Here is a 16,007-nt window from a genome sequence, read left to right as displayed (position 1 = left end):
TGTCGAGAAACTCCACCACTCAGCGGGACGTCACCAGAAGAGGGGCCACCGCCGACGCAAAGTCCTTCAGTACACCCACGCCTACTCCTGCGACGGCGGCGGCTCCGACCACGCCAAGTTCTTGGGACCCGGAGACCTCGACTGCCCGAGCCGTCACGTCTGCGAATCGCTGCGCCCAGGTCGCGCTCTTGGCTGCGCCTCCGGAGAGGCGTAGGGGCAGTCCCGCTGACGTGGGCGACAACCGCTCGATGTGTCGGCGGTGCTCCATGCAGACGCCCTCGACGACGGCGCCGAGCAGCGCGCCCTCGTCATTCCACGACGAGACGTTGACCCAGCCGCCGCGCGCCGCGGGGTTGTCCCTGCTCCCATCGAGGTAAGGGACGAACAGGGGTTCGTCGCGTTGCGGCGGGAGCGCTGCGACGCGACGCAGAGCGAACTCGAAGACGTCGGTCCCCGCCGCCTCGGCCTCGTGCCCCACACCTCTGAGAACCTGCTCAAGCGCCCAGGCAAGCGTGCTCGCGGACGTCGGGCTCGCTTCGATCAGTAGCGCAGTACCCGGCAGCACGTTCGAGCAAGCAGCGAACGGAACATCAGGGCCACTCCACGACCTGCGCAACATCTCCTCGCGGGAGACGAGCAACTGGTTCACACTCCACGTGCCGGCAGCGACGCAGATGGCCGAGCCGTCCAACACGTCTGAACCGAAGTGCAGCGCGACGTTGTCCACCACGCCTGCAACGACCGGCGTCCCGTAGGGAATCCCCGTAAGCTCGGCGGCCTCTCGAGTGACGTGCCCGACGACGTCTGCCGAGGACACAGGTGCTGGGACGAGGTGCTTCAGGTCGGGGATGTCGAGCGCCTTGAACACTTCCGCGCTCAGCTCGTCGCGTGAGTTGTCGTACAGGCCGCTGCAGCTCAGGTCTGTCAGTTCCGTGGAGATCTGCCCGACGAGTTGCGCACGGACGAAGTCTTTGCACTGCAGCGCGTAAGACGCATCCGTGACGGCGTCGGGCTCGTTCTCGCGCAGCCAGGCGAGCACGGGACCGGGCTGACCTGGCCACAGTCGGTTCCACGTCAGCGGCGCGAGCCGGTCCTGGACGCCCCTGTCGATCCATCTCCGAACCTGGTCCGCTGCACGCGTGTCCGACGCCATCACGGCATTTCGAGTCGGTCGCCCCTTGTGGTCGACGAGGTAGAGACCGTTGCCGTGACCTGTGATACCGACGGCTTCGACGCGCCTGTCCGCAGGTAGAGCGTCCATGACCTGGTGCACTACCTCGGCGACCGCGTGCCAGATGACTCGAGCATCGCGCTCATTGTGGCCGGGCGCCGGATGGAGTACTGGAACGGCTTTGCCGCGCGTGACCGCGACACTGCCGTCGAGGTCGAACGCGGTTGCCTTGACGTACGAGCCGCCTACGTCAAGGCCCACGAGAAAAGGATGTCCCACTACGCGTCGCCCCTGGGACCATGAACGACGCCGGCGAGCGCGGCCGAGACCGCAGCACAGTCCTCGCGCTGCCAAACGTTGCGGCCGTAGATCACCCCCGACGCGCCTGCCTCGAGCGAGTCGGCCGTGTATCTGAGCAATTCAGGCACGCCCACACGTGGTCCGCCGAGAACGAAGACGGGTACGGGGCAGCTGTCGACGACCATGCGCATGTCATCGATTGACCCCACGTACTCGGTCTTGACCGCGTCCGCACCAAGTTCAGCGGCGATCCTGGCGGCCTCCGCGACCAGGCGAGGTTCGCGCGGGTCTTCTGCCTCAGCGCCCCACGGCACCGCCTCCACGATAAGCGGAAGGCCGACGCGACGCGCCTCCTGGGCAACCTTGCCGATCGACGCGAGGTTGTCAGCCCACGGGCCCTTCTCCCGGTACCCGAGAGTGTGGAACATCACGACGGCGTCGGCTCCCAATGCAGCCGCCTCTTCGACGGACGCGATGAGGCGGAACGCCTCCCCGGTTCCGCGGTCCGCGGGTCCAAGGAAGGGGAAGTCGATGCGGCAGACGATGGCAGGCGCATTTCGGTACGCGAGCAGGTGGCCGTGCTGCTTGACCAGCCCGGGGCTGAGCAGGATGGCGTCGGCGCCGTTGGCCGCGATGGCGGTGATCGTTGCTCCGCTGTCCTCGGCGTATGGCTCGGGACCCATCGCGAGCGTCCGGTCGAAGGCAACCATGAACGAGCGTCGTGACTCCTTGTTGAGTAACCGGCCGAGACGAACCGCGGCACCGGACATGTGATCCTCCAGAAGGTTTCTTCGTGTGGGCTGACGGCAGGGTCAGGGGTGTTCAGCCGCCGCCGAGAAGCAACTCGGCGACGGCCTCGTCCGTGACAAGCACGTCCAGATAGCCGCCCCTGAGAGCGCCGGCGATGGCCGCGAGCTTGTCCAGGCCGCCAGCGACGCCAATGACGTTGGGCATCTCCCGCAACTGGTTGATGCTCATGCCAATCTTTCGATCCGACGCCGCGCCGACGAGCGCGGTCCCGGCGGAATCGAACCACTCCCCGAGCATGTCGCCGACCGCGCCCAAAGCACGGAACTCGTCAACCTGGTCTTGGTTGAACAGACCGGAGCGGACCGAGCTGGCTGCGGCCTTGCTGGACCCAATCCCGGTGAGTGTCGCGACGGCGCCCTCAGCGAGTTCGAGAACGCTCGTGACGGAGGCATCCTGACGCAGGGCGATTGCGATGCTCGCCGAGGACGCGATCAGTGGCGCGGGGATGAGTCGCAGGTGCTCGTTGACGCCGTTGGTGCTCAAGGCGCTGACCTGGCGTGTGTAGACGTTGATTCCGCCAGCGACCGTCGCGATCGTGACTCCCTCGAGTGAGTCGCGGGAGAGCCCGAGCAAGACCCGGGTGACCGTGTCGCCCCAGCCGACACCGATCACGGCACCTGGCTTGAGGAATCGTTTGATGTACTCAGCCGCCGCTGCGGCGACTCGTTCGTTGGTTCGTCGAGAGGTCTCGGTGCTAGCGCCGCGCGGAACCACGATTGCGTCGGTCAGCCCATAGCGATCACGGATCTGGACACTCAGCTCGAAGGCCGCGAGGTGGTCTGCGCTGATCTCGAAACGAACGATGCCCTGGTCGCGCGCAGCGTCGAGCAAACGTCCGACGGTCGCGCGGGAAACAAACAGCCGCTCAGCGATTTCGGCCTGGGTGAGATGGTCCTTGTAATAGAGCCACGCCGCGCGCACCAGGATCGCCTGCCGGTCCTGTTCGGCCCCCGACATGCTGAGCGGGGCGTTGCTCACCATCAATTCCTCCAAACCGGGTCTCGTCGCCTGCATGGTCCTCCCGGCCGACCTCCAGGCGCGCTTCGCACGCTGGGAGATCGACCAGGAGGAGAAGCCTCAGAACTGGTACTTGTCGATGTTGTCTGCCGTGAAGATGAGGGGCTTGTTGTAGTCGACCTCGCCGTCCTTGCCCACCGTATACTTCCCGGCTGTGCCTGCGTCGACGATGTCGCCCTCCTTGCCGGTGATCTTGCCGGTGACAAGTTCATTCGCCGCGACGGTCGCGATGTAACCGAGCTCGGCAGGGTCCCACATCATGAACGCCTTCGAATTGCCGCCCTTGATGAAGTCGCGGACCGAGCTAGGCAGCGCAACGCCGGTCGCGAAGACCTGACCACCCTTGCCTGCGTCAATGATGGCCTGCTCCGCGGCGGGGGCTGAGACTGCCGAGGACGAGATGATCACCTTGAGGTCGGGGTGAGCCTGCATCAAGTTCCGGGCGATCTCCTGGCTCTTGGTCGCGTCGTCGCCAGCGAACTGGACCGTGTCCACGTAGGTCAGCGACTTGTACTTCGGGTCCGTGTCCATGAACTGCTTCATGAACTTGACGTGAGCCGCGTGGTTAGGGGCAGAGGGAGAAGCCGAGATGAACGCCACCAGGCCTCCGCTTGGAGAGTTGAGCAGCGCGGCATCGAGCATCGTCTTTGCGGCCAGCTCGTACGTGAGCTGGTTGACGAAGATGTCCCGCGCGGCAACGGCGGCATCTGCGTCGTACGTCACGACCTTGATACCAGCAGCGCGCGCCTGCTTGAGTGCCGGTGCGACGGCATCGCCATCGATGGCGCTGACGACTAGCGCGTTCGGGTGCTGAGGAATCGCGTTGGTGAGTGTAGCGATCTGTTCACTCGCTTCTGCCTTGTCCGACCCGATGTACTGGAAGTTGATGCCCAGGTCCTTCGCCGCCTGCTCGCCGCCCTTGCGGGCAACTTCGAAGTAGGCGAGGCCTGTGAATTTCGGAGCCATGAAGATCTTGGTCGTGCCCGCCGACGACCCACCGGCCGCGGCCGTCGCGTTGCCGGTCGTCGTTCCGGGCGCCTGCGTCGAGCAGGCGGTCAGGAGGACGATGGCGGTTGCGAACGCCGCCGTGACGCCGGCGATTCGCCGGGATCGCTGAATTCGACTCATCAGGTTCACCTCTCTTGTGTCGTCGAGCTGCGGATGCAGCTTCGTCGTTTCGCGCCCGGTGCCTCACCCAGATGCGGGTTCGCCCAGGCGTGCGTCTCTGGCGCTCTAGCTGCGAACGGTTGCGGCCAGGTGTGCTGACCCGAACCGCTGGCGGATCAGCTGGACCGCGCGCGGTAGACCGATGCTCCCGATCAGGAGCGCACCGATGACCAGTGTCTGGCTGGTCCCCGGAACATTGGCGAGCTTCATTCCGGTCTGGATGGTGCCGAGGAGCAACACCGACAGGAGCACTCCGATCGCCCTCCCGCGTCCACCTTTGAGCGACACTCCGCCGAGTACCACCGCGGTCAGGACGAACAGGATTGAGCCGTCCGCGTTGTCTCCGCGTGCTGACTGGTACTGGCTCACCCACACCAAGCCAGCGAGGCCCGACAGTCCGCCGGCGAGCGCGTAGGCCACCACGCGGGTGCGGTTGACCGGCACAGCTGCCATCCGAGATGCGGCCGGGCTGCTCCCGAGCGCGTAGCTGTACCGACCGAAGGATGTGGTTCCCATGACGACCGCGAGCACTACCGCAATGACCAGCGCCAGCACTACGGACGACGGCACGATGCCGATCCAGGAGCTCCCGAGCAGGAGGTAGTCCGGTGAGATGCCGGTGACGCCGGCATCTCCGGCGAGCAGATAAGCGAGCCCGCGGTACGCGCCGAGCGTTCCGAGCGTCACTGCGAGAGAGGGTAGACCGGCGTAGGCGACCAGCACCCCGTTGATTGCCCCGAGGGCGGCGGTGACCGCCAAGACGATGGGCAACGCGACGAGGAGCGGAAGTCCGTGGACCGACAACAGGCCGAAGGTGACGCTCCCGACGGCCAAGGTCGATGCCAGTGAGATGTCTATCTCCCCTTGGACGATGATGGGGAACAACCCGAAGGCCATCAAGGCGAAGATCACAAAGAATTGCGCCGAATTGAGGAGATTGATGGTGTCGAGGAAATACGGCGACAGGGTACTCGACCAAATGGCGGCGAGAACGATGAGCGCCACGAGGATGAGTTCGGAGGTGTAGTTGCGAAGAAACTTGGTCATGCTGCCACCTCCATGATCTTGCGTCTGTTGGTCGCACTCTGGATTCGTCTCTGGACAACGGCATCGACTGCGACCGCTGCGATGATCGCAACGCCCTGAAACAGCAGTCGGTAGAACTCCTGGACGCCCAGGAGAACGAGCCCGTTGTTGATAGTCGCAAGGACGATCGCGCCAACCGCGGCGCCATACACGCTGCCGGAACCGCCCCAGATGCTGACGCCTCCGATGACGACCGCGGCGAGGACCTGCATCTCGATGCCGTAGGCGAGCAGTGAGTTGATGTTGCCTACCTGGGCCCCGAGGAGGAGCCCGACGAATGCAGCGATTACCCCTGCTCCGATGTAGGCGCTGATGACGATGCGGGAGGAGCTGAGGCCGTAGAAATAGGCGGCACGGGGGTTCGAGCCGTATGCGTAGATCTCGCGACCCCAGGGCAGCGTTCGGAGGGCGTAGCCGACGAGGACGACGAGCGCGACTGCGATCCATACGTACGAGGAGGTTCCGAGCCAGTTGGCGCTTGCCAGGTGTCGCGTCCACTGGGGCAACTGGCCGCTCGTGACCTCTGTGGCGTGAGCGTAGAAGGACACGAAGCCGCGGTAGACCGACAGTGTCCCTAGCGTCGCGACGATCGATGGGATCTCGAGGACTGCCACCAGGTACCCGTTGATCGCGCCGAGGGCGACCCCGAAGACGACCGCAACGACGACAACCAGCGGCTTGAGCACGGGCGCCTTGTTGGCCAGGTCGTACACGACGTACGCGGTCAGTCCCATGATGGATCCGACGGACAGGTCCAAGTTGCCCGTCAAGACGACCAGCGACTGGCCCACCGCGGCCATCGCGAGGATCGCTGCGGTGAAAAGGATGCTTTGCAGGTTCCCCCAGCCGATGAAGCGGGGAACGAGTGCTGTGAACAGGACCATGAGGAGAACTTGGAACGCGAGCACGCCCACGAATCGGATGCGAAGTGCGGCGGCGCCCCCGGACAAGTTCAGTCGCTCCTTCAAGCTTCCTAACACAGTCTCGACATCGGCGGTCATGCGACGGCGTCCTTCCTGTTTGACGCGCCGGTGGCGGCCGCGAGGATGCGTTCCTGGGTCGCCTCCGCGATGGGGATGTCGGCTGCGAGCCGGCCGCGCGCGATCACCAGCACGCGGTCGCTGACCGCCAGAATCTCGGGCAGGTCGGACGAGATCATCAAGATCGCCATGCGGCGTTCACGGGCAAGGGCGCGCATGATGTCGTGGACCTGAGCCTTGGTCCCGACGTCAATGCCATGAGTCGGCTCATCGAGCAAGAGAACGCGCGGGTCGGTCGCGAGCCAACGCGCAAGGGCGACTTTCTGCCGATTGCCGCCGGACAGCGAGCTGACGGGGTCCTGCACGCGGCCCTTGATGCTGAGCGCGGCGCTCTGTTGTGACGCGAGCTCGCGCTCCTGGCGGGACTGCATGAAGCCGAACCGGCTGAGCCGGTGGGTGCTTGGCAAGGCGATGTTTGCTGCGATGCTCAGGCTCGAGATGATCCCCTCGGCGTCCCGGTCTTCCGGCAGGTAGACCACGCCGTGCTCGGCCATCTCCGCAGGGCTGCGGGGCTTGACCTGCTTGTCACCGATCCGCACGATCCCTGTCATCCGCGGGCTGAGTCCGAAGATGCCCTGCGCGATCTCGGAACGTCCCGCCCCGACGAGCCCGGCGACACCGACAATCTCACCTTCGGCCACTTGGAAGCTGATGTCGTCGAAGACGCCTGCGAGGCTCAGGTGCTCGACGGCAAGCCGCGGCGGGCCGACGGGCTCCGTTCGGGCCACCCGGTCGAGCACCACGGAACGGCCGACCATGAGGCGGATCATCGTGCTGTCGTCGAGCTCGGAGGCAGGCGACGTCTGCACGTGACCGCCGTCGCGTAGGACAGTGATCGTGTCCGCGAGAAAGCGAACCTCTTCCATGCGGTGTGAGATCCACACGACCGTAGTGCCGAGGGCTTTGAGCCTGCGGGCGACGGCGTAGAGCTTCTCGGCCTCGCTGGGCGTCAGCGCGCTGGTTGGCTCGTCAAGGATCAGGACCTTGAGTCCCGTGTCAACGGCCCGAGCGATCTCGACGAACTGGGTCTCCGCGACGGTCAGCCCTGCTACCAGCTGGTCCACGTCGAGATCGAATCCAAGGTCGGACAGCTTTGCCTGAGCGTCGCGCGTCATGGCCTTGCGGTCGACGAGGGCACCCGAACGCGGATAGTTCCCGGTGAAGATGTTTTCCGCCACCGACAGGTGCGGGAAGAGATTGGGGTCCTGGAACACGGCAGTCACACCCGACGCCCGAGCCTCCAGCGGGTTGCGGAAGCGCACCGACTTCCCGTCGAGCTCGACCGCTCCAGCGTCGGGTGTGAGGAGGCCTGTGATGACACCCACGAGCGTGGACTTGCCCGCCCCGTTCTCGCCAACGAGGGCGTGAATCTCGCCAGCCGCGAAATCGAACGACACGTCGTTCAGTGCACGCACCGCTTCAAAGTGCTTGCTGATTCCTGAGATCCGCAGTCGGGGCGTCGACTCCGACGTCACGCCTGCCACATGTGGCTCATTCGACATTGTGTCGGCCAGCCTCTCGAATATTCCCCGAACATCGTTGTGCGGGCCGGTCGTCCTCGACCGACGTGCCGAACCTACCCCTGCTGTGTCGTGTGGGCAAGGATCCGCTCACAGGCTGAGCATTTGCTCACCCGTCTCCGCCAGCGCGCTGACCTGCATAGTCGCTAGGGATGACTCGCCAGGACAACGGATCGACCTCGACCCGTCTAGTGCGGCCTCGGCATCGACGGCCGGACAGCCCCCTGACCTCCGGCCGTTGGCAGGGAGCCGGAGAATCAGAAGGCCGTCGCTTCGGCCAGGGCTGTCCGAATCGTTCCGTGGCCACGCCTATTGTGGGATGCGTTCCCCGTGGGGAATCGTCGAGACGCCAGCGACCGAGGCTCGTGTCGAAGCTGGACGAGGCTCGCGAATGGCGAAACAGGCGCTCCGTGAGTCGCAAGATTCCTGGAATCACGCGAATGCCTTGCCGTCCGTTGGTTGCGACGGTGCCCGCGACAGCTATCGGCCGCACGGCGACTGAGCCCTCTGGCCCGGTGGGAAGGCTGCACACCGTCGCCAGACCACAGCGCTGCGGCGAGAGCCGAGCCAGACGGCGTCAGCGATTCCAGGAGGTCTTCAGCGATCGGGATCGAACGAATCGTTGCAGCCGCCCGGTGTTATACCCATCTCGCGGACCCCTAACCTCGATCTTTCATCGGGCCCGGTCGTGCGGGTTGTGCGCGGCTCGGTGTTCGCGTTCGAGGGCGATTTTGGTCTGAGGATGTGACGCAGGGCCCGCTGTCGTGCGGGTGGGCGCCGGTTCCACTGGCCGGGTGTCGTGCTCGGGGTCGTCGGGACGGGGGCGCCGGGGTCAGCCGGGCGCGAGGGCGCCGAGCCTGGCGAGGCCGTTCAGGGCGAGTGGGGTGAAGGGCGATCGGGTGGATAGGTGCAGCACGACGCGCCGGCCGGTGCGGGCCACGGTGGCGGGGATGGTGAAGAGCCGGTAGCGGAGCTTCTTGGGTTCCCAGCGGCGGGCGTCGTGGTCGTGCAGGGCGAGCAGTTGCATCCAGGCGGTGATCTCGGCGGCCATGGCCACCACTGCGCACCAGATCCGGTTGGCGGCGAAGGAGGCCAGGGGCAGGTTCCCCAGGCCGGTGTCCTTGGCCAGGCGGATGCGGTCCTCGCAGCGTGCCCGGCGGCGGTGGCGTAGCTCCAGATCGGCGAGCTGGCCGCGGGTTGTGTTGGTCGCGAAGGCGGTGATCCGCATGCCGTCGACGTCCTCGAACCGCAGCTGTGCGCCGGGGTGGGGTCGTTCCTTGCGCACGATGACCCGCATCCCGGGCGGCCAGCCGGTCAGGTCCATCAGGTGCGTGATCTCGGCGACCCACGCCCCGTCGCGCACGGCGTCGTGGGCGTCCAACGCCGGGGCCCACACCTTGGCCGGGATCAGCTTCAGCAGGTCGGGGGTGTTGTCCGGCAGGGTGAAGCCGACCGAGTACGACAGTCGCTGCCCGGTGATCCACTCGATGACCTTGTGGGTCGATCCGGCTCCGTCGATCCGGACCAGGACCTTGCGCCCGGGACGGGTCCCGGGCCGGTGCCCTGGCAGCTGGGCGAGGGCGGCGCGCAGCACCTCGATGTGATCGGCGGCGGTGTTCGACCCGGCGTTGCCGGGACGCAGCTTGATCGTCAGGGGTTCACCGGTGCCGGCCGGACCGTGGTCGACGAACGCGCACAACGGGTGAAACCCATACCCCCGCTTGAACGTCGCGCGAGCTTGCTCCTTGTCCGAGTGCGCGGTCACCAACGTCGCGTCCACGTCGATCACCAGCGGGCTCGATGCGCTGGCGTCGTGGTCGGGTGCGTTCACCCCGGCGAGCTTCCAGACCCGGGCCCGGGCGGCCGCGCGGGCCCGGGCGATCGCGGGCAGCACCCGCGTCACGTCCTTGGCCAACGCCGCGATCACGCGCGAGGCGGTCGGATCGGAGGCGACCGGCCCGAACAGAGCCGGCTCGGCCCGCACGACGGCCAGATCCGAGCAGGTGTCCCCGCCCAGAGCCAACGTCAGCGCCAGGTCCACCAGGACCTTGGCCGGGTCGTGCACCGCGAACGGCGACCGCCATCGCGACAACGCCTCGCTCAACGCCGCGTCCAGGCCCGAGGCGCGCACCGTGCCGGTCAGCAGCACCCCGCCAGCCTGACCGACTGCTGTGCTGGTCTTCGTGTCGACGCGGGGACGGGGATAGAACCCGGTAACCTTCTTCACCTGGAAGGTGCTCCTCGAACTGGCTGATCTGGACCTCGACAATCCACATCATCCCAGGTCAGGAGCACTTTTCACGTCCACGGCACGCCACCGGGGTGAAATCTCGAGGCTAAGGGTAGCGGGGCGCTGCGGAAGTCCCCGGTCGAGCTTCGCGGGGGTGCAGGGTCATGTGGGCACAGGTGCAGGTATCGGGCCGCGGCCGCGCCTCGTTCGGTCCGCTGATCCGGGTATCAGCCCGAACGGCGACTGTCTCGTGCCGACTTCAGCCTCCATCAGACCCAGCACGAGACAGGGGGCTGCAGTATGGATTGAGCGTTGCGGGCCGGTCGAGGTCGGGACGGTGGTTCGCCAGAAGGTCCCGCAGGGTGACCGCGATGCCGTCGTCGGCGTTGGAGGGGGCGACGTGTCGGGCCGCGGACCGGGCTTCCTGGGTGCCGTTGGCCATTGCGTAGGACCGCCCGGCCCACTTCAGCATGCTGATGTCGTTGTCCGAGTCGCCAAACGCCACGATGTCGCTTGCTTGGACCCCGAGCACGCCCGCGAGCCGTCTAAGGGCTCTTGCCTTTGATACTCCTGCCGCCATGACCTCGACGTTGCCGCTGAGGGAGGACGTCAGGGCCAGCTCCGGGATTTCCAGCAGGCGCGCGACGATCGCGCGCCGCTCGTCTGGTGCCACACCGCTGATGTTGAACTTCTCTGTGCCCCCACGGGCGAGCAGGGGGAGCATGCTGTCCACCAGGTGGGTGTGGGCCAGGAGGTGCGCGGCGAACCCGGGTGCGAAGCTTCGTCGGAAGACCTGGAGGCGGCTGCGCTCGAGGTAGGCCGCCCCGTCCTGGTAGAGCTCGAACGAGACGTCGTACGGCTCGAGCACCGCGTAGATCTGACGCGCCCGAGGTACGGGGAGTGTCTCTGCCGGCACGACCGGACGAGAAGCAGACCGGTCGAACACACTCGCGCCGTTCGAGGACACCAGGTAGTTGACGAACGGCAGTTGGCCGAGCTCGTGCGCCATGAGGCCTCGTGTCCGCCCTGTGGCGGGTACCACGTGCACTCCCTCGCCTGCCAACTCGGCTAGAACTTCGATGGCCGAGGCCGGAACAGTCTGGTGGTCCTGGCCCAGGAGCGTGCCATCGAGGTCCAGCGCGATCATGGAGATCATCGCATCGGGCTCCGTTCCGGTCGTTGTGCCAAGCGGCCAGACCGGGGCTCGGAGTGACGGCCCCGCCTGAGGGGGGCCGTCACTTTTGGCGCGGGTTGTGGTCTCACAAGGCTGTGATGCTCGTGTCGCCGTAGACAGCCGCCCAGTCGTCGGCGAAGTCGCTGACGCTGCACCGAAGGCTTCGTGGAGCAGATCAGGACGCACCGTTACTGTGTGCGCACCGGCCAGGAGGGCGTCGTTGACCTGGGCGATGTTCTTGCAGCTCGCCGCGACGATCTTCGTGCTCGCCCCGGTCCGGGAGATCATATCCGCGATCGCACTGATCAGCTCGTGGGGGTCGACGTCGAGGTTGGCGATCCGGTTGACGTACGGCGCGATGAAGTCGGCGCCGACGGTGATCGCCATGAAGCCCTGCACCTTGGTGTAGACCGCCGCGGCCGTGACACCCACGCCCTGACGCTTGAGAACCTGCATCGCAGCCAGGCCCTCTTCGGTCGTCGGCACCTTGATGTAGACGGCGTCGTCGACCTTCTCCAACCCGCGCCCCAGCTGCGGCCCACCTGGGCTGTCTGACCGACTCCCGGCGGCGAAGGAGCCACATGCATCTGATCGCCATCGGCGGCAGTGACACGGGGATCAGCGCCGCGCTGCGAGCCGCGAGCTCGACCCGTCGTGTGAGGTCACCGTCGTCCTGGCCGACGACTACCCCAACTTCTCCATCTGCGGTCTTCCCTATTACGTCTCTGGTGATGTCCCCGACTGGCACAGCCTCGCTCACCGCACCCGCACCGACCTCGAGGGCGCCGGGCTCCAGCTGCGCACCCGCACGCGAGCTACCGCCATCGCGGCCACCGAGCACACCGTCGAGCTCTTCGGCCGGGCGGCCGCGCCGAGCTCCTGGCGTACGTTGCCCTGGTGATCGGCGCCGGCGCCGTGAGCGTCGTGCCGCCCATTGCGGGACTCACCGGCCCAGATGCGCTCGGAGGTGCCGACGGGGTCCACACCCTGCACACGCTGGGCGAAGTCCACGCGGTGATGGACACCTTGCACCGGCGCAGCGCGGCCACCGCCGTCGTGGTCGGCGCCGGCTACATCGGCCTGGAGATGGCCGAAGCCCTGACCATCCGAGGATGCGCCGTCACCCAGATCGAAGCCCTGCCCGAGGTGCTGCCGACGCTCGACCCTGAGCTCGGCCAGCTCGTCCGCGCCGAGCTCGAGCCTCACGGCGTCGAGGTGCTCACCGCCACCACCGTGTTGAGCATCACGCGCACCCCAGCGCCTGGCCCGGCCCTGGTGGTCCGTGCGGAGTGCGCCGACGGCAGCAGCGTGTCCCGCACGGTCGACATCGTCCCGGTCGTGGTCGGAGTCCGCCCCGACCCCGACCCGACTCGTGCCACTTGCCTTAGTGACCGGTTTCGAGTCGGTTGAGGATGGCGCGGGCGGTCTCGGTGAGGTCGGGGTCGAGGGTGAGGCGTTGGCCGTTGATCTCGATGGTTGCTGAGCGTGCGGTGCGCAGGGCCTGGACGATCTTCTTGATGCTCATGCCGGTGAGGTCTTGCAGATGGCGGGCGACGGCCAGGGCGGCGAACACCACCGTCAGGTGGGCTTCGATGGCGTCGCGTTGGTGGTGGAACACGGGCCGGGCTCGTAGGTCGGACTTGGTCATGCGGAACGACTGCTCGACGTGCCATAGGTCGTGGTAGGCCGCGATGACCGCCGCGCCGTCCATCGTGGCGGTCGGCAGGTTGGTGACGTAGCCCTTGAGGCCCGCCAACTGGCGGGCCCGGTCGATGGTGGCCTGGTCGAGTTCCTTGGTGGCTCCGGTGATCTTGAGGAACCGGGCCTTCTTCAACGGGGCGCGGCCGTCGGCGATCTTCTCGGCCCGGTCGATCATCGCGTTGATGGCCTTGTTGTCGTGCTGCTCGCGGGCGAACTTCCACTGGTAGACCACCCGCCGGGCCCGGGCCGCCTTGCCGGTGCCCATGTCCCGGGTCGATTCCAGGACCTGCCCGTCGGTGAAGTAGTTGCCGTGCCGTTCGAAGTGATCGGCCAGGTCGTAGGGGGCCCGGGTGATCCGCGAGCCGACGATGAAGCAGAACCCGGCGTCCTCCAGGGCGTTCAGGTTGCCCGCCGAGAGCATCCCGGCGTCGGCGACGACGACCAGGTCCGTGACGTCGTGCCGCTTGCCGAACGCGGTCAGTACGGGGATCAGAGTGGTCGTCTCGGCCTTGCTGCCCTCGAACAGGTGCACCTCGAGCGGGAACCCGCCCGGGTCGACCAGCAGCCCGACCTGAACCTGGGGGTCCACGCGGTGCTCCTTGCTCATCCCGACCCTGCGCAGCTCGTCCTCGTCCGGCCGCTCGAAGTGCAGCGTCGTCACGTCGTACAAGATCAGGACCGATGTCCCGGTGGTGCGGACCGAGTGCGCCCACGCGGCCCTGGCCAACGTGTCGCGGTAGTCCGGGGCCTGGCACCGGGCCAGCGACCGGAACAACGTGCGCAGGCTGACCGCCGGTGCGTCGAGTTCGTCCAGGACGCGGACGACCTCGGCCTTGGAGGTCGGCTCCACGATCCGTGCCAGGACCATCGCCCGGAACCCGTCATCGCCCAGGACGTCGAACCCCAGCCGGGTGTATTCGCTGGTCAGGACCTTCCACAACAGGTCCGCGGAGGTCCCCACGACCCGCCCACCTGCGGCGACGGCCGCAGGACGCCCACCGGCCGCCGGCGTCGCCGGCTGCAGGAGCAGTTCCGGTTCGGCGGTCCAGTCCGCGACGTCGTCCATCCGCGCCGGGACCACCAACAGGTCCCCGAGGTCCAGGGCGTCTTGGCCTGGGGACAGCCGCTCACGCGCTACGGCCAGCAGCAACGCGAGCTCGGCATCGCTATGCGCTGACCCGACGTGCTCGACCTGTTCGACCTGCCGGCCCCGGCGCGTGACGATCTGGACCGCGACCGCTCCCGAAGCGGTGCGGACCTTGCGCACGAACCGCGAGACCACCCCCGAAGGCTTGCACGACGAGGTTCTTAGTGACCACATCGCACCCGAGCGCACAACGAAACAGCAGGTCAGCGACCCGCGCCCACCCTCGAGGACCGAACGTGGCACGAGTCAGGCCCGAGCTGGCCGAGAGCGCCGGAGCGCGCCTTGGCGTGAAGGGCGCGGTCCAGGTGGACACGCGCAGGGCCACGAACCTGCCAGACGTGTACGCGGCGGGGGACTGCGCGATCACCCACCACCGCCTGCTGGGTCAGACCTGGCTCCCGTTGGGCACCACTGCGCACAAGCAGGGCCGGGTCGCCGCAGAGAACGCTCTCGGCGGAGACAAGCGGTTCCAAGGAAGCCTCGGCACCCAGGTCGTCAAGGTCTTCGACCTCGTCGCCGCACGCACCGGGCTTCGCGACCGGGAAGCGGCCGCTGGAGGGCGGGGCTGGGCCCCACGGACCTTCGCGAGCAGGGCAGACGACCACAAGGCCTACTGCCCCGGAGCAACCACGATCGACCTCCGAGTCACCGGAGACACCAGGTCGGGACTGCTGCTGGGGGCCGAGCTGGTCGGCAAGCGCGGGGCCGAGATCGCCAAGCGCGTCGACGTGTTCGCCGCTGCCCTGTTCAACACCATGACGGTCGACGGGCTCAACGACCTCGACCTGTCCTATACGCCGCCGCTCGGCTGTCGCTCGGCTCACCCTGGGATCCGGTCCAGATTGCCGCGCAGGCCTGGATGCGAGCCGCCGCCATCGGGTGACGTTGCGTGGGCGCGCCCGGAGTCGCGTTCCGCTGAGCGGCAACGGAGACGGAAGTGGACGGTGAGCGGAGCCTCGCCAGATGGTTCCTCGACAGCGTCGAGCCGCCAGCGCGCGAGGCATCGAGGGGCTCGTTGCAACGCACTCCAGCGGGGGATCCGCACCAGGCCTTATTCCACGCACGTCTGGCACTGCAGCGTCTCCGCAGGTCAGAGCGTTGCGATGGTGCCCCGAGTGGGATTCGAACCCTCCAAATGCTGAGATATGCGTCCATGCGTTGGACGCGCAGGTCGTTGATCTGCGCGAACGCTCGGACCCCTTGGGACCTCTTGTGACCGCTGGGGCGGTCGTGTCCCCACCGGGGACGCCATTTCGGGCCGTCAGGTGGCCTCGCGAGATGCTGACGCGGGGGAGTGGTGGGACCGGTGGGCGCCGAGGGAGCGGACCGTCGCGCCGAGGACGGACGCGTCGGTTTGCTCAGGTTGGCGCTCCGTGCGGGTGGTGTCCTCGCGGACCGTGGCGCGTTCGACGAGGGTGGCGACCTGAGTGGCGGTGAACCGGATGCGGCCCTTGCCGACGCGAAGGTGCGCGGCGCGGCCGGAGCGAGCCTGTTCGCGGACCCACCAGGCGGAGGTGCCGAGAATCTGGGCGACGTCCTCGGGGCTGAAGGTGCGCTCGGGGACATGGGCGGGAGTCGGGTCGGTCATCCTTCAGTCCTCTCGGTGCTGGGTCCGTCTTGGCAGGGTTGCGAGGCCGGCAGCGG

General features: G+C 67.2%; 11 protein-coding genes and 2 pseudogenes. 2 read left to right on the top strand and 11 right to left on the bottom strand.

Going from position 1 to position 16,007, the window contains the following annotated elements:
• Positions 1-19: 19 nt before the first annotated feature.
• The 9 genes from DDP54_RS15930 to DDP54_RS15890 form a co-directional block, all read right to left on the bottom strand.
• Positions 20-1,432, bottom strand: a complete 1,413-nt coding sequence (locus DDP54_RS15930; protein WP_146192460.1) for an FGGY-family carbohydrate kinase — start codon at positions 1,430-1,432, stop codon at positions 20-22.
• A 17-nt stretch (positions 1,433-1,449) separates the two neighbouring features.
• Entirely contained in the window at positions 1,450-2,241 is a 792-nt protein-coding gene (locus DDP54_RS15925) for a fructose-bisphosphate aldolase (protein ID WP_109132987.1), read from the bottom strand.
• 52 nt (positions 2,242-2,293) lie between these two features.
• Positions 2,294-3,259 (bottom strand): sugar-binding domain-containing protein, encoded by a 966-nt coding sequence (locus DDP54_RS15920; protein WP_158274554.1) that lies wholly within the window; start codon positions 3,257-3,259, stop codon positions 2,294-2,296.
• A gap of 99 nt (positions 3,260-3,358) precedes the next feature.
• Positions 3,359-4,426, bottom strand: a complete 1,068-nt coding sequence (locus DDP54_RS15915) for an autoinducer 2 ABC transporter substrate-binding protein (RefSeq protein ID WP_109133140.1) — start codon at positions 4,424-4,426, stop codon at positions 3,359-3,361.
• 105 nt (positions 4,427-4,531) lie between these two features.
• Positions 4,532-5,512 carry an ABC transporter permease gene (locus DDP54_RS15910; protein ID WP_109132985.1) on the bottom strand — a complete coding sequence of 327 codons (981 nt, stop codon included), beginning with the start codon at positions 5,510-5,512 and terminating at the stop codon, positions 4,532-4,534.
• Positions 5,509-6,552 carry an ABC transporter permease gene (locus tag DDP54_RS15905; RefSeq protein ID WP_109132984.1) on the bottom strand — a complete coding sequence of 348 codons (1,044 nt, stop codon included), beginning with the start codon at positions 6,550-6,552 and terminating at the stop codon, positions 5,509-5,511. Before DDP54_RS15905 ends, DDP54_RS15910 begins: the two co-directional genes overlap by 4 nt.
• Positions 6,549-8,075, bottom strand: coding sequence for a sugar ABC transporter ATP-binding protein (locus DDP54_RS15900; RefSeq protein WP_242448529.1), 1,527 nt, complete (start codon positions 8,073-8,075; stop codon positions 6,549-6,551). The genes DDP54_RS15905 and DDP54_RS15900 overlap by 4 nt, the downstream gene beginning before the upstream one ends.
• A gap of 868 nt (positions 8,076-8,943) precedes the next feature.
• Entirely contained in the window at positions 8,944-10,338 is a 1,395-nt protein-coding gene (locus tag DDP54_RS15895; RefSeq protein ID WP_109131250.1) for an IS1380 family transposase, read from the bottom strand.
• A 262-nt stretch (positions 10,339-10,600) separates the two neighbouring features.
• A complete protein-coding gene (locus tag DDP54_RS15890) occupies positions 10,601-12,034 on the bottom strand; it encodes a Cof-type HAD-IIB family hydrolase (RefSeq protein ID WP_109132982.1) in 1,434 nt (477 codons plus the stop codon).
• A 62-nt stretch (positions 12,035-12,096) separates the two neighbouring features.
• Here DDP54_RS15890 and DDP54_RS15885 point away from each other — a divergent pair.
• A pseudogene (locus DDP54_RS15885) lies at positions 12,097-12,874 on the top strand (FAD-dependent oxidoreductase); the annotation flags it as partial.
• Positions 12,875-12,899: 25 nt separating this feature from the next.
• Here the strand turns inward: DDP54_RS15885 and DDP54_RS15880 are convergent.
• On the bottom strand, positions 12,900-14,498 hold the full coding sequence (locus tag DDP54_RS15880) for an IS1634 family transposase (RefSeq protein ID WP_242448528.1): 1,599 nt from the start codon (positions 14,496-14,498) through the stop codon (positions 12,900-12,902).
• A gap of 110 nt (positions 14,499-14,608) precedes the next feature.
• On the opposite strand from DDP54_RS15880, the pseudogene DDP54_RS15875 reads away from it, so the two are divergent.
• Positions 14,609-15,246 (top strand): annotated as a pseudogene (locus tag DDP54_RS15875) (FAD-dependent oxidoreductase); the annotation flags it as partial.
• 378 nt (positions 15,247-15,624) lie between these two features.
• Here the strand turns inward: DDP54_RS15875 and DDP54_RS15870 are convergent.
• A complete protein-coding gene (locus DDP54_RS15870) occupies positions 15,625-15,951 on the bottom strand; it encodes a hypothetical protein (protein ID WP_109132981.1) in 327 nt (108 codons plus the stop codon).
• Between the last annotated feature and the right edge of the window lie 56 nt (positions 15,952-16,007).

The sequence above is a fragment of the Cellulomonas sp. WB94 genome, assembly GCF_003115775.1.
In the GTDB taxonomy this organism is placed as follows: Bacteria; Actinomycetota; Actinomycetes; order Actinomycetales; family Cellulomonadaceae; genus Cellulomonas_A.
Note: the sequence above shows the minus strand (reverse complement) of the source record. Positions and strands in the feature narration are given on the sequence as shown.